Raw genomic sequence first — 16,869 nt, 5'->3', positions numbered from 1 at the left:
AAAAATCGCAATTCCATTAACGGTTCCACATACATTCATTCTCCTTTAACACAAAAACACATCACTACATTTCAGTAGTGATGTGTTTTTGATAAAGCATAAATATCTACTTTTCCGTCTATATACTAACCTGCTTACTAACCGTTTCCCTCGCTAAAAGAAAACTCATAATCACTTGCGCTGCTACTCTACTCGTCATATCTCTGAAATCAAGAGTTGGATCAATCTCTACTATATCCATCCCTTGAACGAGCAGTTCTTTACCAAGGAATTCAATCGCATCTAGTAAAGTCGTACTATCCATCCCACCAGGCCCAATTGCTGGACAACCTGGTGCAAACGCTTGGTCTAGCACATCCATATCAAGAGAAATATAAATAGAAGTCACACCTTGATTTCTTAATATTTCAATACTTTCCGTAATAATATCTTTTATTTCTCGCTCTCGTACGTCTTTCATTGTATACACTGTTACACCATGCTCTATTGCATATTCATGGTACGCACGTGCATTAGAAAAATTACGAATTCCAATTTGAACAAGTTGTTTCCCTGCAATGACATCATTTTCTAGTAAACTACGGAATGGTGTACCATTTGATGGGCCTCCATCATCTAAATTACGTAAATCATGATGAGCATCAAATTGAATAATTCCGACCTTTCCTTTACTGTTTGCAAAACCTGTTATACTCGGAAAACTAATCGAGTGGTCACCGCCAAGAACGATTGGTATCATGTTCGGGTTTACTTTCGTTACATGCCCAACTGTTTTCGCAATTCGTTTATGACTTTCTTTTATATCCGTCACATGCATCGTAATATCGCCGCAATCATATAAGACACTTTCTTTCATATCGTGTTCTTCTGTAATTGCATATGTGCTATATGCATCTAACATCGCACGAATTGTCTTTGGAGCAAAACTTGCTCCTGAATGACTAATAGATGGTTTAGAAAGGGGTGCTCCAATTAAGGCCGCACCGAATATTTCTACGCCTTCCTCCCAATCTTTAATCATCTCACTCCACTTTGTCACTTCACGATCAATAAACTTTGCATTTTTCTTTAAATAGTGGCCGTGCTCCACGATTGTTCACCTCTTGTATATGCAATATTACCATTCTTCCATACTGTATTCACATGACTTACGCCGTAATGATACGGTACGTAAGCATAATTGTAAGCATCCCATAAAACTAAATCTGCCTTACGACCAACTCTAATTTTCCCAGCTACATCACCACGGTTAATGGCATATGATGAGTTAACCGTTACGGCATTCCAAACTTCTTCTGGTGTCATTTTCAATTTTAGCATCGCAATGCTCATAATAAGCTGAATATTTTCAGTTGGACAGCTACCTGGGTTAAAGTCTGTAGCTAACGCAACTGCAACACCTTCATCAATCATTTTACGTCCACGAGCAAAGCTTTCTTTATTTAAATAGAAAGTTGTTCCTGGTAATAAAGTTGCTACTGTATTAGAATTTGCAAGCATTTCAATTCCTTTATCAGAAGCACCAACTAAATGGTCCGCTGATGCTGCACCGATTTCTGCCGCTGCTTCCGCACCACCAAGAGGGTCGATTTCATCTGCATGAATTTTCACATCAAAGCCAAGCTCTTTCGCTTTTAATAAAAATTCTTTTGATTCTTCTACAGAGAACACACCTGTTTCACAGAAAATATCAACGAACTCCGCTAATTGCTTCTCTTTCATTTCTGGTAGTAGGTCTAACATCCATTGTAAAAATTCTTTCGATCTACCTTTATACTCTTTCGGAACTGCATGAGCACCTAAAAATGTTGAAACTAAATCGATCGGATGCTCTTTTTGTAATTGTGCTGTTGCCTCTAATTGTTTCCATTCCGTCTCATCATCTAATCCATAACCACTCTTCGCTTCTACAGTAGTAACTCCGAAAGATAGCATACGGTCTAAATGGAATTTCGCTTTTTGAACAAGTTCTTCTTTCGACGCCTGTTTCGTTGCATTTACAGTTGAAAGTATGCCTCCGCCTTGTTCTAAAATTTCTAAGTACGGAACTCCTTGTAGTTTTAGTGCGATTTCATTTTCACGAGATCCACCAAATACAAGATGAGTATGCGGGTCAACAAGACCAGGAGAAACCATTTTCCCGCCGCAATCAATAACTTCTCTCGCTTGTAATCCTTTCGCTTCTTCCGCTGTTCCAACGAAAGTAATTACACCATTTTCAATTCCAACCGCACCGTTTTCGATAACAGGAAGCGTGTTCATCACTTCCCGTCTTAACAAGCCATCTTCTTGATCCATTGTTAGTAATTGACCGATATTTATTAGTAAAGTGTCCAGCATGTTTTCTCCTCCTTATTTCATCATCGGAATGTTAACGCCTTTTTCTTTCGCCGTTTCCACAGCTAAGTCATACCCTGCATCCACGTGACGAACAACACCCATACCAGGGTCAGAAGTTAATACGCGCTCAATTCGTTTTGCTGCTGCTTCTGTTCCATCTGCAACGATAACCATTCCCGCATGAAGTGAATAACCCATACCAACGCCACCACCGTGGTGAACAGATACCCAGCTTGCACCGTTTACACTATTAATTAATGCATTTAAAATTGGCCAGTCAGCTACTGCATCACTACCATCTTTCATCGCTTCTGTTTCACGGTTTGGAGATGCTACTGATCCACAATCTAAATGGTCACGACCGATAACGATTGGTGCTGATAATTCACCATTTGCAACCATTTCATTAATGATGCGACCAAATTTCGCACGCTCACCGTAACCAAGCCAACAAATACGTGATGGAAGCCCTTGGAATTCAACTTGTTGACGTGCCATACGAATCCAGTTACATAAATGTTCATTATCAGCGAACTCACGTAAAATTACTTCGTCTGTTTTATAAATATCTTCTGGATCACCAGAAAGTGCTACCCAGCGGAATGGTCCTTTTCCTTCGCAGAATAATGGACGGATAAATGCTGGAACGAATCCTGGGAAATCGAATGCATTTTTCAAACCTTCATCGAAAGCAACTTGGCGAATGTTATTTCCGTAATCAAATGTAATTGCGCCTTTTTCTTGCATAGCAAGCATTGCTTCCACATGTTTTGTCATACTTTCTTTTGATAATTGTACGTAGCGTTCTGGATCTTCTTCACGAAGTTTCGCTGCTTCTTCTAACGTGTAGCCTACTGGAATATAACCGTTTAATGGATCATGAGCAGATGTTTGATCTGTAACTAAGTCTGGTGTAATATTGCGCTTCACTAGTTCTGGTAAAATTTCTGCCGCATTTCCTAATAAACCAATAGAAATCGGTTCTTTCTTCTCTTTATACTCGTTCGCAACCGTTAACGCTTCTTCTAATGATTCTGTATACATATCACAGTATCTCTTTTCAATACGACGATCGATGCTGCGCTTATCAACATCAATAGCAATGACAACACCGCCGTTCATCGTTACAGCAAGAGGTTGTGCACCACCCATACCACCTAAACCAGCAGTAAGTGTTAATGTACCTTTTAATGAACCATCGAAATGTTGACGAGCTGCTTCACCAAATGTTTCATATGTTCCTTGTAGAATCCCTTGCGTTCCAATGTAAATCCAGCTACCAGCTGTCATTTGTCCGTACATCATAAGACCTTTTTTCTCTAGTTCTCGGAAGTGATCCCAGTTTGCCCATTTTGGTACTAAGTTTGAGTTCGCTAACAAAACGCGAGGTGCATCTTCATGTGATTTAAAAATGGCAACTGGCTTTCCTGATTGAACAAGTAACGTTTCATCGCTTTCTAACGTTTTTAATGAATCTACAATCGCCTGATAACTTTCCCAGTTACGAGCTGCACGGCCAATTCCGCCATATACAACTAATTCTTCTGGTTTTTCAGCAACTTCAGGATCTAAATTGTTCATTAACATACGAAGTGCAGCTTCTTGCACCCACCCTTTCGTTTGTAACTCTGTACCTCTTGGCGCGCGAATTGTTTGTTGTACTTTTTCCATTTCAATCTCTCCCTTTTCTCATTTTATAGTGCTGCGTTTACATCTAATCTTTCTTTTATCGAATAATTCGTTTTTAACCAATGCGCAATATTTTCAATATCTGTTGAGAATATACGGTCATTTTTAATAGATGGCACCTGCTGACGACCTTGATGGTAGAAGCTCTTCGTCACTGTACTCATGTTTTCAATTCCGCGATATTCTGCTGCTTGCATCGCACAAATCATCTCAATAGAAAGAACACGTCTTGCATTTTGAATAATCTGATGTGCATGGCGTGAAGCAATTGTTCCCATACTTACATGATCTTCTTGGTTAGCAGAAGACGGAATTGAATCTACACTCGCCGGATGTGCTAACGTTTTATTTTCAGAAACTAGTGACGCTGCAGCATATTGCATAATCATTGCACCTGACTGTAGTCCTGGTTCTGGACTTAAAAATGGTGGTAAATCATTTAATTGCGGATTCACTAAACGCTCAATACGGCGCTCCGAAATATTTGCAAGTTCTGCCATTCCTACTTTTAAGAAGTCCATCGCAAACGCAATCGGTTGACCATGGAAATTCCCACCCGAAATTACTTTTTCCCCACCATCAAAGATAAGCGGATTATCTGTTGCTGCATTCATTTCAATTTCTAATTTTTCTTTTACATAATTTAAAACTTGCCAAGAAGCACCGTGTACTTGCGGGATACAACGAAGTGAATAGGCATCCTGTACACGTAGTTCTCCTTGTTTTGTTGTTAATTTACTATCGTGAAGAATGTCACGAATTCTGCTTGCTACTTCCACTTGCTCTTTATAACCACGTGCTTTATGAACATTTTCATCAAATGCATCAATAATGCCTTGTAACCCTTCAATTGTCATCGAAGCAATTAGTTCAGCTTGATACGCCGTTGCTTCTGCTTCTATATAAGAAAGAACTCCTTGTGCTGTCATCGCCTGCGTACCATTAATTAACGCAAGACCTTCTTTTGCTTCAAGTTCAATTGGCTCAAGCCCTTCTTCTGTAAGAGCAACCATTGCATGAACGCGTTTCCCTTTATAGAACACTTCACCTTCGCCTAATAATACGAGCGCGAGATGAGATAAAGGCGCTAAATCTCCACTTGCACCAAGTGAACCTTGTTGCGGAACAACTGGATGAATTTTACGATTTACAAACTCAAGAAGCATATTTACAACAAGCGGCCTTACGCCTGATACTCCTTTAAGCATCGTGTTTGCTCGTAAAATTAACATTCCACGCGATACTTCTTCCGGGAATGGATCACCAATCCCACATGCATGTGACTGAATTAAATTATGTTGAAGTGCCTTTACATCATCTTTTTGGATAAGCACATCACTAAACTTTCCAAATCCAGTTGTAATTCCGTAAACGACTTTTCCGTCCTCTACAATTTTCTCAACTACTTCGCGGCACTCCGCTACCTTTTGCATACTAGTTGGACAAGCTGTTACACCTTCTCCTTCCAGTAATAACCTCTTCATTTCTTCAACTGTCAATGTATGTCCTGTTAACGTAATCATCATTTTTCCTCCTTAAAAAGGCAAAAGGGGACCTTATCTTTTTAAGACAGACTTCTGTCCTAAAAAAGTAAGGCCCCCTTCTAACTAATAGACTATGGGCAAATCATATGTGATTAATTCCTAAACCAATCGCCTCATGCTCAGATCCTTTTACAGGTGCACCAATCGTTCCATATAATGCAACAGCAACCCATTCGCCTTCTTTTTTTCCGTCGTATGGTGTACCGCGCACAATCGCAAAACGAAGTCCTACTGTACGAAGAACGTCTGCTAACTGAATTTGACCTCTCGTCACTCCGTACAAAGCTTCCATAATTGCATGATAAAGTGCATGTGTTTCTCTGTAAACATCTGTTTCAATAACTTGGTTGCTTTTAGCCGCTGTTTCCATTGCTGCGACAACCTTTTGCGAATTCATCGAACCCACTTTCCCCGTACAATACTTCCAACCTTTTGGAATGGATAATACAGGACTTTCATTCTCATCCGCAAGTGCCAACAGCATGGCCATACGACCAATTCGATGTGTTCCTTGAAGAAGCATGTGACTCTCTCATTTCTTTTGAATTATTTGAATATTACTTAATTTAAGAATATATGAAAACGTTTAAATCGTCAATAGTTTAAAATCATATTCAAACATTTTTTTCATCCCCATAATTTTGTGTACACAAATGATTTACACAAAATTTCCAGACGTGCTATAGTCTCACTAACAGATGCAAAGGAGCGAGATTTCAGTGACAAAACGAAAAGATATTCATTTTCGAATTGAAGAGAAATTACTTAAAAGGTTTGAATTAGCACTCCATTACGAAGGTTTAAAGAAAACAGATGTATTAACACATGCAATCCAATAATTTTGCACAAAGGTGGAATGCGACAAAATGAATGATGTAAAACGTCAATATAACGTTAGCAACCATTTACAAACACGCATCGACACACATACACATTACGAAGAAAAACACGTAGATTTAGATAAACTCGTCATTAAACATTTACAACTTCAAGGGGAAGAAAACATATTAGAGGTTGGGTGCGCTAGTGGAAAATTCCTTTCCCTTTTACAAACAAATGGTCATAAAGGCCCATTCACCGGGTTTGATCAATCCGAAGCTATGCTTGCTGAAGCTGCTAAAACAAATAACTTAATAGAATGGAAACGAGGGGATGCTAGTAAACTTCCTTTCGAAACAAATTGTTATGACCTAATAATTGCAAGACATATGTTATACCATGTGAAAGATGTTGAAAAAACAATTCAAGGATTCCATAAAGTAATTCGTCCTGGCGGAACACTTTTAGCTACAACAAATTCTAGCGTTACACTACCTCGTATAGTTGAAATGTGTAACCGTATGTTAGACGCATTTGATTTACCGAAAACAACATCATCAGTCACTCCATTTTGTTTAGAAAACGGTAAAGAGATATTACAATCTGTTTTTCCAACTGTTGAAGAAACAGTTATTCATAATGCTCTCGTTTTTCATCATGCTACTCCGATTGTAAACTATATTTCTAGCATGTTTCCGTCGCTAAATATACCTGATAATACATACCTTCACGCGGAAATGAAGGTATGGCTAAAAGAAGAAGTAGAAAATGAATTGTCACTTCATAACGGTATATGGCGTGACCCAAAAACGTTAGCCATTTATCGATGTCAAAAAGAAAAAAGCTAGCATTTGCTAGCTTTTACACGTTTTCTCGTAAAAGTTTCTCCATTACTACATTACCTTTACCACAATAAAAATCTGTATTATGTTCGTCTGCCACTCCAAAATAAGAGGCAATTGCTATTCCAAATGGTACAAATGCATGCCCTTGTGCTGTAATGATATTTGAGTGTTTCACAACTTCTTCATACACAAAATTTTCTACTGGAAAACAATCAAATTTTTGATAATCTATAGTCGCAGTATAAGAAATCCCTTTAAATAACCCTGCTTTTGCTAGTGCATACGGTCCAGCACAAATTGCCGCCACTAATTTTTCTTGTTCATGAAATTGACGAATGATTGAAAAAAGAGGTTTTGCATCTTCCAACTGTCCTTCTTCTCCACCTGGAATAAGTATCCCCTCATACTCATCTACACGTACTTCACTTACTTCTATATGCGGCTGCACTTGCAATCCAGTTTCACTTATAACCAATTCTTTAGTTAAGCCCGCTGTAATGATTTCATATTTATTTTTCAGCAATGCCGTCGCTACTGTTATTTCAAACTCTGCAAATGTTGAGTATACAAATAAAAGTATTTTTTTCATATCCCTCTCTCCTTTAACCAGTCCATAAAATATACCTCTAAATCGTCCACTGTTAATCTATTCGTGTCCACATAAGTTACAGGAAATTTTTTATACCAGTCTTTTCAGTTTCTACTAATTTAAATTGCTCCGCAAACGTACTTCTGTTTCTTGTTCTATCATTATTTTTTCTATCATATACATTCTTTTTCGTAACATCTAAGTAAAAAATCACATCCGAACGGCATGCTCTTAATTTATATAATTCATCTTTCAATTCAGTTTCTATATCCCACTCTTCTCCTATAATCGTTGGATAAAAGAGTGTAAAAAACTCAATGTCTTCTGGTCCGCGATCAAAAATTACGACTGAATCTTTCACATTTTGAAACTCCTTTATTTTTGCTTCCATAAACATTTTTTGATTCATAATAAACCCTACTTTTGAATTCATATCTAAATTCAATTTTTTTCGCTTCTCTACAATTGGATATGGATTTTCATATATAACTCGAAACCCTCTCTTTTCTAACCTTTTTGCTAATGTTGTTTTTCCGCTAGCCATCGGCCCTTGCAGTGAAATTACGTATGCCACACCTCTCATTCCCTTACACTTTAGTACACCTATAATATACAGAATCTTGAAAACTCTCAACATTATATATATCATCTTGTTTCTTATTCTTATCTAACTTATAATGAAAAATAGAGATTATGACGGACGCATCAATAATGTAAGCTTGGAAATCCAAGCTTACATTATTTTTTGCTTTCTCTTTTCTAATAAAAAGAGTATACTAGATTAGAACGTATGTTCTTAGTAATTACATACAGTAAGGAGATAGAACAATGGTATACGACACAAAAGCAATTTCTTGGAATGAATCTTTAAAACAACTTCAACGCCGCTATACAAACAAACAAGTTGACCGAAAAGAATTTGAGGATATTGAACTGATGGAATTCTTCCGCGATAACGACTACATTTCTTTACCTACACATATAAGCGGCCTATCAAAAACACGTTTTACTTCTTACTCTATTTTCACAACTGAAGATAAAGATCGTAAAGTTGGCACACTTATTATTGAGTATGTTGAAGACGATAATAATAATTTATGTGTTGAACAACTATACTTCGTTTAAACTATAACGCTTGGTCAAAATGACCAAGCGTTCTTGCTTTCTATGAATCTCACTGTATATAATATGAATAAAAGAAAACCGCTATCATTAAGGGGGGATATGCGTGCTCGAAGGATGGTTCAGTTGGTTCATTGTATTATGGACGGTTATTTTATTAGGGCTTATGTCTATCGGTGGATACTTTATGTTCAGAAAATTTTTAAAACGTTTACCAAAAGAAGACGGCATGTCCATTTTGGATTGGGAAGAACACTACATAAATAAAACGAGACATTTATGGGCTGACGAACAAAAACAATTGTTAGAAGAGCTTGTAAGTCCTGTTCCAGAACTATTTCGTGATGTTGCAAAATCAAAGATTGCTGGCAAAATCGGGGAACTTGCATTACAAGAAAATGCCTCTCAAATTACACAAGACTTAATTATTAAAGGGTATATCATTGCCACACCAAAGCGTGATCATAAATTTTTAATAAAAAAACTACAAGAAAAAAAGATTGATTATTCTAACTATCGATCTTTACTCGCAAAGTAACTTCATATTATTTTCGATAAAAAAGACAGCGCCTTTGACGCTGTCTTTTTATTTGGTACATATACAGTTTTTAAGTTAGCTTCATATCTTTTTCATTATAAAAACCATCTTCTTTTTCCATTTCCTTCTGTAATTTCGTAAAGGAACGATACATTGCAATTCTCCATGACACAATCATCGCAAACGCAAGTAAGAAGAACATGCCACTAAGTTGTCCTAAATCAAGAGATTGACTTAAGTAGGTTTTAAATACAATCCGCACTACAAGTAATCCAATTAATATGAAAACAAAGGCTTTTGAACGCTTCAAATAAATCTCTTGTCCTCTAATTTCAAATTTAGATGTTTTAATAAGAAAAATAGAGAAAATCAAACCGACACCAATTGCTTCTAACATTTCTGCTGGAGTTAATCGAAATTCAGGAAAAACATACATCAATGCACCCGTACTCATAAAAAATGGTGGAAGTATAATTTTTTTCAATGTTGCAGGTTTCTTAGCTGCTTTTAAACGAATAAACATCGTACCGACAGCCATACAAACAGCAACGATACTTGATAAAAGAACTATGTTCATATTTTCTCATCCTTTTTTGTGGCTATATGCAAAATATACTTTCATTATATGCTTTTCCGTTAGTATTTCCAACATTTTCGCAGAATAATACTAAAAACCAGTAAAACCACCAAATAAACTTGAGAAATATACGATAATTTTCGTCATCCAGTTAAAGTATAGGAAGACACCCATAACAATCATAATATATCCTCCGACTTTCATGAAGGCCATACTATTTCTTTTAATCCAAGACATTTTCGTAATAAAGAATGACAGTACGAAAAACGGGATTGCAAATCCAAGTATGTAAGCAATCATATATATCATTGCTGATTCTGGATTTGTTGCTGCTAATCCAATTACAGACACTAGAATTGGTCCGGTACATGGCGTCCACCCTGCTGCAAAAGCTAATCCGATTAGTACTGATCCAAAATAGCCACTTGGACGATTTTTAAATGTAAATTTACGGTCTTGCATTAAAAATTTCGGCTTAAACACCCCGACAATAATTAAGCCGAACACGATGATAAATATACCACCTAACTGTCTGATTAAATCTTTATAGTCAGTAAAGATTCCTCCAATAAAACTTGTACCAAATCCAATTGCAATAAATATAATTGAAAATCCAAGTAAGAAAAACGCTGTATGTATCATACTTCTTTTGCGAAGCATTGCATTTTCTTCTTTCAATTCAGAAACCGACATACCTGTTATGTACGATAAAAATGCCGGATAAAGCGGTAAGCAACATGGGGAAATAAATGATAAGAACCCGGCGCCAAACGCTAAAAAAATACTAATATCTTGCATCATTCCACTCCTCTCCCTAAATATTGTAACAAAAACACATAAAAATACTATGAACAATTCGTGAAATCACTTTTACAACGTGGCAATAAGAAAAACCGCACTTCCTCACAGTTTCTAATAAAACGTTTTCATTTCCTTCTATTATATAGAAAAAACCCAAATGGATTATAAAACTCCTTTAATTGTTATTACCATAACAAAGGTAACATAGTTTCTCAAATAATTAGCACGTTACTAGTACGTCTATATACATATTGGTTTAAAAAATATTTTTTTCAAATGCTATCTCTATACAATGCAAAGTTTATTTTATAATACTTCTACTATTAAAAATTTCAAGATTATGCATAAATATCACACTTTTATTATTATTCTATAAAATGTCATACTTTTCTTTCATTTGACCCTTTATTTCTAATTTTGTATACTTCCCTCTAGTTATATATTTTCGATACGGAATAACTTCATATAGATGGGAGGAATTTTTCATGCTTCGTTATTCTCTTTTAGTTTTATTAGGAGCGTGTAGTTATGGAATTTTAGCTATTTTTGTTAAGCTTGCATATGCAGAAGGCTTTTCACTTGGAGAGGTAATTGGCAGCCAATATTTGTTCGGTTGGATTATTTTGCTTGCTATTACACTTCTATTTTCTAGACATCGCGTTCCTTTAAAGCAAGCATTACTTTTATTCGTTGCAGGAACATCTGCAAGTTTTACCGGAATTTTTTATTATGCTTCATTAAAAACTGTACCAGCTTCTATTGCAATTATTCTTTTATTCCAATTCGTTTGGGTCGGAATTATCATTGAAGCAGTCGCAACAAAAACATTACCTTCAAGAGAAACAGTTATTTCTGTTATTTTCTTACTTGTAGGGACATTTTTATCAAGTGGTTTACTTGAACAATCAGTAGGTGCTTTCGATACGACTGGGGTCATTTTAGGTTTATTATCTGCTGTTACATTCGCAACATACATTTTCGTAAGCGGAAAAGTTGCTGTTGAAGTACCTTCATTACCGCGCGGTGTTCTCTTAATGACTGGTGCTTTAACTTTAGTCATGATTGTATTCCCACCAACATTTATTTTTAATGGTGCCATTTCTCAAGGTCTTTGGAAATACGGTTTAGGATTAGGAACATTTAGTATCGTTATTCCATCTATTGCCTTTACAATCGGGATTCCAAAAATCGGTTCTGGCTTAGCGACTATTCTTGGTGCAGCGGAACTACCAGTTACAACAATTATGTCAGTATTCGTTTTAAAAGAGGCTGTACTATCTTCACAATGGTTCGGTGTATCTCTTATATTAATTGGGATTGCAATCCCGCAAATTGCATACGCAATGCGTGGACGTTATCGTAAACATCATACGCATAAAAAAGTCGCAGCATAAAGTGAAACTTTAATTAGTTGAACCAATCGGGCTTTTATGGGATAAACGAGAGAGGATTTTCATTTGAGAATCCTCTCTTTTATTGTTGTATACTTATGATAAATATTTTGCTGAAGAAAGAAGGCATACTACATGGTATCTATTTCAAATCAACTAAAAGAAAAACTTATTTCCATCCGTCGACATTTACATGAGTATCCAGAACTATCATATGAAGAGTTCGAAACAACAAAAGCAATAAAAAATTGGTTAGAAGAAAAAAACATTACTATCATTGATTCCAATTTAGAAACAGGAATTATCGCTGAAGTGTCTGGTAATAAAAACGGACCAATTGTAGCAGTTCGTGCCGATATTGATGCCCTTCCTATTCAAGAAGAAACACATTTGTCCTATGCATCTAAAGTACGAGGGAAAATGCATGCTTGTGGACACGATTTTCATACAGCTGCTATTTTAGGTACTGCTTTCTTATTAAAAGAAAGAGAATCTTCCCTAAATGGAACGGTTCGCTTCATATTCCAACCAGCTGAAGAAAGTAGTAATGGCGCTTGCAAAGTTATTGATGCTGGACATTTACGTAATGTGCAAGCGATTTTCGGCATGCATAATAAACCTGATTTACCAATAGGTACAATTGGCATTAAAGATGGTCCACTGATGGCCGGAGTTGATCGATTTGAAATTGAAATTCACGGAGTTGGTACACACGCGGCTGTACCAGATGCTGGAGTAGATCCTATTGTCGCATCCTCTCAAATTGTGATGGCACTGCAAACAATTGTAAGCCGAAATATAAGTTCATCTCATAATGCAGTTGTTAGTGTTACAAATATTCATGCAGGAAATACGTGGAACGTGATTCCTGAAAAAGCTACGTTAGAAGGAACGATTCGCACATTCCAAGCTGAAACACGTGAAAAGATTCCAGCACTCATGGAGCGTATTATTAAAGGTGTATCTGATGCATTAGGTGTAAAAACGAAATTCCGTTTTTATTCAGGTCCTCCTGCTGTTCACAACGATAAAGCTCTTACAGACTTATCTACTCAAGTTGCCACAAAGATGAATCTTAATATCATCTCGCCTAGTCCGTCAATGGCTGGAGAAGATTTCTCATTTTACCAACAGGAAATACCAGGTTCATTCGTCTTTATGGGAACGAGTGGTACACATGAATGGCATCATCCTGCTTTTACAATTAATGAAGAGGCACTGCCTATAAGTGCAGAATACTTTGCTTTACTAGCCGAAAGAGCACTTAAACAATTCTCATAAAAAAAGCCGTTCAAAGTGCATCTCAGCACCCTGAACGGCTTTTCTTATTAAGTTAAATCACGTTTTAAAAACACAGTATATGAAATACATAAAAATACGAACAAATAAAGTAACAACATACATGATGCAAACGGGAATGTTACTCCATCAATAAAACTTCCATTCTTTGAAATACTATATAAATCTGTGTTTGCTGGCAATAAATATTTCGCCCAGTTATATCTAGTGGCTGCTAATAGCGCAATATTTCCTGATAAAGCAAGGAATAGTGAAATACCAATTGCACCTCCATTAGATCTCGTTAACACAGAAATCATAAATGCAAACGATGCGTACACAACCGTTGGTAACCACGATAAAACATAATATTTACTTGCTTCTACAAAAATGTTTTGTTTTATTATATTTCCATCTTGGAAAATAAACTCACTCCATGCAGGCTGTTGGAATTTATAAATAACAAGTCCACATAAAACGGAGAAGATCATATTAAATATAAATAATAAAGCTGCAAATATAACGATTGCTAAAAATTTTGCTGTTAAAATTTTAAAGCGACTCGCTGGTCGTATCGTTAAAAATTTATATGTTCCCCAGCTATATTCATTCGCAAAAATTGTACTTGCATACACGAGGATAAATGGGAGCAAAATTGGAAATACGATAAAACCTGTATCTCTCATGAAAGAAAGTGGAGTACTGCTTGCCGGTGCTGTATCTGTATCTAAATGCTTCATCTTAAGCTGGTATTCTTTTACAAGCTCATCCCCTGATTTTTCTGCTAAAATAGCTTCTTTTTTCATGCCAAGCTTTTTCTCAATTTCTACAGTACGTTCTGTATAATCTACTTTCCATCCTTTTGTTTCCGGTTCAAAATACTTTACCGTAACCCACCCTAATCCGATTATTAATACTGCAATAACCGCAAATGGAATAATCGTTCGCTTCCGCTTAAATATTTTATACAGTTCGTTATATACTAAATTAAACAATATCTTTTCCCCCTGTTAATTCTAAAAATTGCTCTTCTAACGTTTTTCTTTCTTCATATACACGATACACTTGAATATTTTTCTCAAGCAATGTACGAATAACATTTGGGATTTCTTCATCTTTTACATTAATAAGTAATTCATTATCTTTTACTAAAACATCATGCCCTAATATTTCCGCTGCTTTATTCGCATCATCTACACGTATACGGATCGTCTCCATCTCTTCGCTTTGGCTATGCTGAATATTTTGCGTAGCCACATATTCCCCGTGCTGAATAATGATAACTCTGTCACACATTAATTCAACTTCTGAAAGTAAGTGACTTGATACAAGTACAGCTTTTCCTTGTTCATGTGCAATTTTTTTTATGTACATTCTCATTTCATGTATTCCACTAGGGTCTAATCCATTTGTCGGTTCATCTAGTATCAACACGTCTGGATCGTGAATAAGCGCCTGAGCGATTCCTAAACGTTGTCTCATGCCGAGTGAATACGCTTTTACTTTGCGATCAATTACTTGTCCCATCCCTAACAATTTCACTACTTCATCGATACGTTCTTCGGTCACATTACCATTCATTCGTCCGAAATATGTTAAATTTTCATAGCCGCTCAAAAAAGGATAAAATTCAGGTGTCTCAATTACCGCTCCAATTTTAGCAGCTGTTTTTTCGAATTGCTGTTTCACAGATTGACCATCAATCCATACTTCACCTTCTGTCATACGGATCATACCAACCATCATTCTCATTAAAGTCGTTTTTCCAGCACCGTTTGGTCCGAGTAAACCGACAACCTCGCCTTTTTTCACTTCAAAACTAATATTTTGTACAAGTGTCTTTGATCCGATTCGCTTCGTTAACCGATCGACTTTTACAATTGATTGTTCATTTGTCATTCTATACAACCTTTCCTTCCCATTCTTTGTCAGGTCTTTTCACTGTAACATGATTATTTTTACGTGTAAAATAGAAAAAAGCATGATTTCTCATGCCCTTTCTTTAAACCGCAACGAATTTTCATCTTTTAAACTTCGAACAAATCGATAACATTGCATCATCGATATTAAAACGACAGTCATCATAATTACACTAATAATTACAACTGCATATATTGTAATTGGCGCACTATTTATTCCTTGTATCCCTGCGATTTTCATAAAGATAACCGTGAATAATTTCAAAAATAGCATCCCATTAATTAATCCAAAAACAAATGCTGCTCCATAAATGAATAATTGCTCCTGACATAATACACATAGTACTTCTTTTCTTTTTATATTTTCTGCTACATAAGATGTAAACTCCTCTCTCCTCACTAGCAAAAGGGAGTACATCATTTTATATGTAGTAAAAATACATATGAAAATTAGTACAATAAACAGTGTGTAAAAATACATTTGAAATACAAATGCATCCCCTACTTTCAAAATAGCTCCTTCATTAAATTGTAACGATATCATAAAAAACAAAATCATAGTACTCATAGCAATCCACATAAATTGCTTCATCCTTTTGGTAGCAAATGTTCTAATATTTTTTCTCGCTAACCGACATAAAGACATAAAATTCTTCCCCTACCTTATTACATACGCATTCTATACTACTAGTGTATAAAAATATGACATTTTAAACATCGCACTACAATCGGAATTTCTTCTAAGTCTTTAGTCCTAGAAAACGAAATGATAAAAAATCACATTTAGAATATAATTGTAAAAAGGAGGAGATTGCATGCGTATAAAATTACTATCAATCTTGTGTTTATTATTACTCACAAGTTGTAGCCAAATAAAAAACAATGAAGTTGCCATTGTTGAGCCATACAAATTAACAAAAGAGCAAGCTTCTATTTTACAAATGACTCCTTTTCAAGAAGGAAATAGCATGTTTTATAACGTTACTCTTAAAAATGATAAAGATGAAATAAATGCTACAATTGATTATTATAACAATGGTAAAAAAACAAAAGAAATTGCTAATATAGCTACCTCACATTTTTCAAAAAAGAAAGTAAAGCTTTCTTTTTCACCACCACATTTCCAATTCGATAAAGATATACAAGAAAAAAGGCAGTGGTATATGAATATTGAAGGTGGTTCAACCCTTGTTCATGAAGAAGCGCCACCAAGCGTAAATAGCTCTGCAACTACTACAATCCAATCTATAAAAAATTTAAAATACAATCAAAAAACAACTTTAGCTGCTGTAATCCAAACCAGTAAAGAAACTGTAAGCGTTCCTACCATTGATGAAGAAACAGGTATTGATCTACTCTTAAAAGAAAATGAACACGTTTATCTATTTAGTATCGAGCTAAAAAAAGAACAATAAAG

Annotated in this window: 17 protein-coding genes and 2 pseudogenes; 6 read left to right on the top strand and 13 right to left on the bottom strand. The window is 35.8% G+C overall.

Annotated features, from left to right (window positions below; translation table 11 throughout):
- Positions 1–118: 118 nt before the first annotated feature.
- The 5 genes from hutG to hutP form a co-directional block, all read right to left on the bottom strand.
- On the bottom strand, positions 119–1,090 hold the full coding sequence (gene hutG / locus HMPREF1014_RS06175) for a formimidoylglutamase (RefSeq protein WP_000399825.1): 972 nt from the start codon (positions 1,088–1,090) through the stop codon (positions 119–121).
- Positions 1,069–2,340 carry an imidazolonepropionase gene (gene hutI / locus HMPREF1014_RS06170; RefSeq protein ID WP_000887562.1) on the bottom strand — a complete coding sequence of 424 codons (1,272 nt, stop codon included), beginning with the start codon at positions 2,338–2,340 and terminating at the stop codon, positions 1,069–1,071. Before hutI ends, hutG begins: the two co-directional genes overlap by 22 nt.
- A 12-nt stretch (positions 2,341–2,352) precedes the next feature.
- Complete coding sequence (hutU, locus tag HMPREF1014_RS06165) at positions 2,353–4,011, bottom strand: urocanate hydratase (RefSeq protein ID WP_000416946.1); 1,659 nt, start codon at positions 4,009–4,011, stop codon at positions 2,353–2,355.
- A 23-nt stretch (positions 4,012–4,034) separates the two neighbouring features.
- Entirely contained in the window at positions 4,035–5,552 is a 1,518-nt protein-coding gene (gene hutH, locus HMPREF1014_RS06160) for a histidine ammonia-lyase (RefSeq protein WP_000631875.1), read from the bottom strand.
- A gap of 103 nt (positions 5,553–5,655) precedes the next feature.
- Positions 5,656–6,096, bottom strand: coding sequence for a histidine utilization transcription antiterminator HutP (hutP, locus tag HMPREF1014_RS06155; RefSeq protein ID WP_000926516.1), 441 nt, complete (start codon positions 6,094–6,096; stop codon positions 5,656–5,658).
- 196 nt (positions 6,097–6,292) lie between these two features.
- On the opposite strand from hutP, the pseudogene HMPREF1014_RS06150 reads away from it, so the two are divergent.
- A pseudogene (locus HMPREF1014_RS06150) lies at positions 6,293–7,240 on the top strand (class I SAM-dependent methyltransferase).
- A gap of 13 nt (positions 7,241–7,253) precedes the next feature.
- Here HMPREF1014_RS06150 and HMPREF1014_RS06145 read toward each other — a convergent pair.
- Complete coding sequence (locus tag HMPREF1014_RS06145) at positions 7,254–7,826, bottom strand: DJ-1/PfpI family protein (protein WP_000722232.1); 573 nt, start codon at positions 7,824–7,826, stop codon at positions 7,254–7,256.
- Positions 7,823–8,409: pseudogene (locus HMPREF1014_RS06140) on the bottom strand (AAA family ATPase). Before HMPREF1014_RS06140 ends, HMPREF1014_RS06145 begins: the two are co-directional and overlap by 4 nt.
- A 245-nt stretch (positions 8,410–8,654) precedes the next feature.
- Here HMPREF1014_RS06140 and HMPREF1014_RS06130 point away from each other — a divergent pair.
- Positions 8,655–8,951, top strand: coding sequence for a hypothetical protein (locus HMPREF1014_RS06130; RefSeq protein WP_000262400.1), 297 nt, complete (start codon positions 8,655–8,657; stop codon positions 8,949–8,951).
- A 103-nt stretch (positions 8,952–9,054) separates the two neighbouring features.
- On the top strand, positions 9,055–9,486 hold the full coding sequence (locus HMPREF1014_RS06125) for a DUF2621 domain-containing protein (RefSeq protein WP_000889373.1): 432 nt from the start codon (positions 9,055–9,057) through the stop codon (positions 9,484–9,486).
- A gap of 70 nt (positions 9,487–9,556) precedes the next feature.
- Here HMPREF1014_RS06125 and HMPREF1014_RS06120 read toward each other — a convergent pair whose 3' ends face one another.
- The 3 genes from HMPREF1014_RS06120 to HMPREF1014_RS32550 all read right to left on the bottom strand — a co-directional run bounded on the left by HMPREF1014_RS06120 (position 9,557) and on the right by HMPREF1014_RS32550 (position 11,027).
- Entirely contained in the window at positions 9,557–10,063 is a 507-nt protein-coding gene (locus HMPREF1014_RS06120; protein ID WP_001028441.1) for a CcdC family protein, read from the bottom strand.
- Between the two features lie 90 nt (positions 10,064–10,153).
- Positions 10,154–10,861, bottom strand: a complete 708-nt coding sequence (gene ccdA / locus HMPREF1014_RS06115) for a cytochrome c-type biogenesis protein CcdA (RefSeq protein WP_001152676.1) — start codon at positions 10,859–10,861, stop codon at positions 10,154–10,156.
- 16 nt (positions 10,862–10,877) lie between these two features.
- Positions 10,878–11,027: a peptidase T gene (locus tag HMPREF1014_RS32550; RefSeq protein WP_071686460.1), complete on the bottom strand. Its 150-nt coding sequence runs from the start codon at positions 11,025–11,027 to the stop codon at positions 10,878–10,880.
- Between the two features lie 322 nt (positions 11,028–11,349).
- On the opposite strand from HMPREF1014_RS32550, the gene HMPREF1014_RS06110 reads away from it, so the two are divergent.
- Both HMPREF1014_RS06110 and HMPREF1014_RS06105 read left to right on the top strand, forming a co-directional pair.
- Positions 11,350–12,258 (top strand): EamA family transporter, encoded by a 909-nt coding sequence (locus HMPREF1014_RS06110; RefSeq protein ID WP_000947047.1) that lies wholly within the window; start codon positions 11,350–11,352, stop codon positions 12,256–12,258.
- A gap of 132 nt (positions 12,259–12,390) precedes the next feature.
- Positions 12,391–13,536 (top strand): M20 peptidase aminoacylase family protein, encoded by a 1,146-nt coding sequence (locus HMPREF1014_RS06105; RefSeq protein ID WP_000253669.1) that lies wholly within the window; start codon positions 12,391–12,393, stop codon positions 13,534–13,536.
- 47 nt (positions 13,537–13,583) lie between these two features.
- On the opposite strand, the gene HMPREF1014_RS06100 is transcribed toward HMPREF1014_RS06105, so the two are convergent.
- From HMPREF1014_RS06100 to HMPREF1014_RS06090, 3 genes are all read right to left on the bottom strand, one after another.
- Positions 13,584–14,528 carry an ABC transporter permease gene (locus tag HMPREF1014_RS06100; protein WP_000482762.1) on the bottom strand — a complete coding sequence of 315 codons (945 nt, stop codon included), beginning with the start codon at positions 14,526–14,528 and terminating at the stop codon, positions 13,584–13,586.
- Positions 14,521–15,432 carry an ABC transporter ATP-binding protein gene (locus HMPREF1014_RS06095; protein WP_000180622.1) on the bottom strand — a complete coding sequence of 304 codons (912 nt, stop codon included), beginning with the start codon at positions 15,430–15,432 and terminating at the stop codon, positions 14,521–14,523. Before HMPREF1014_RS06095 ends, HMPREF1014_RS06100 begins: the two co-directional genes overlap by 8 nt.
- A gap of 90 nt (positions 15,433–15,522) precedes the next feature.
- Entirely contained in the window at positions 15,523–16,098 is a 576-nt protein-coding gene (locus HMPREF1014_RS06090) for a hypothetical protein (RefSeq protein WP_000050628.1), read from the bottom strand.
- A 169-nt stretch (positions 16,099–16,267) separates the two neighbouring features.
- On the opposite strand from HMPREF1014_RS06090, the gene HMPREF1014_RS06085 reads away from it, so the two are divergent.
- Complete coding sequence (locus tag HMPREF1014_RS06085; RefSeq protein WP_001220606.1) at positions 16,268–16,867, top strand: YgaN family protein; 600 nt, start codon at positions 16,268–16,270, stop codon at positions 16,865–16,867.
- Positions 16,868–16,869 lie beyond the last annotated feature (2 nt).

It is taken from the genome of Bacillus sp. 7_6_55CFAA_CT2 (genome assembly GCF_000238655.1).
Classification (GTDB): Bacteria; Bacillota; Bacilli; order Bacillales; family Bacillaceae_G; genus Bacillus_A; species Bacillus_A cereus.
The sequence above is the reverse complement of the archived record's forward strand: the minus strand, read 5'-3'. Positions and strand labels throughout refer to the sequence as shown.

What these genes read in the sequence shown, in the direction of transcription:
- hutI (WP_000887562.1), bottom strand. Translation starts at nt 2,340, where the DNA reads ATGCTGGACACTTTACTAATAAATATCGGTCAATTACTAACAATGGAT.
- hutU (WP_000416946.1), bottom strand. Translation starts at nt 4,011, where the DNA reads ATGGAAAAAGTACAACAAACAATTCGCGCGCCAAGAGGTACAGAGTTA.
- hutH (WP_000631875.1), bottom strand. Translation starts at nt 5,552, where the DNA reads ATGATTACGTTAACAGGACATACATTGACAGTTGAAGAAATGAAGAGG.
- hutP (WP_000926516.1), bottom strand. Translation starts at nt 6,096, where the DNA reads ATGCTTCTTCAAGGAACACATCGAATTGGTCGTATGGCCATGCTGTTG.
- HMPREF1014_RS06145 (WP_000722232.1), bottom strand. Translation starts at nt 7,826, where the DNA reads ATGAAAAAAATACTTTTATTTGTATACTCAACATTTGCAGAGTTTGAA.
- HMPREF1014_RS06130 (WP_000262400.1), top strand. Translation starts at nt 8,655, where the DNA reads ATGGTATACGACACAAAAGCAATTTCTTGGAATGAATCTTTAAAACAA.
- HMPREF1014_RS06120 (WP_001028441.1), bottom strand. Translation starts at nt 10,063, where the DNA reads ATGAACATAGTTCTTTTATCAAGTATCGTTGCTGTTTGTATGGCTGTC.
- ccdA (WP_001152676.1), bottom strand. Translation starts at nt 10,861, where the DNA reads ATGCAAGATATTAGTATTTTTTTAGCGTTTGGCGCCGGGTTCTTATCA.
- HMPREF1014_RS06110 (WP_000947047.1), top strand. Translation starts at nt 11,350, where the DNA reads ATGCTTCGTTATTCTCTTTTAGTTTTATTAGGAGCGTGTAGTTATGGA.
- HMPREF1014_RS06105 (WP_000253669.1), top strand. Translation starts at nt 12,391, where the DNA reads ATGGTATCTATTTCAAATCAACTAAAAGAAAAACTTATTTCCATCCGT.
- HMPREF1014_RS06095 (WP_000180622.1), bottom strand. Translation starts at nt 15,432, where the DNA reads ATGACAAATGAACAATCAATTGTAAAAGTCGATCGGTTAACGAAGCGA.
- HMPREF1014_RS06090 (WP_000050628.1), bottom strand. Translation starts at nt 16,098, where the DNA reads ATGTCTTTATGTCGGTTAGCGAGAAAAAATATTAGAACATTTGCTACC.
- HMPREF1014_RS06085 (WP_001220606.1), top strand. Translation starts at nt 16,268, where the DNA reads ATGCGTATAAAATTACTATCAATCTTGTGTTTATTATTACTCACAAGT.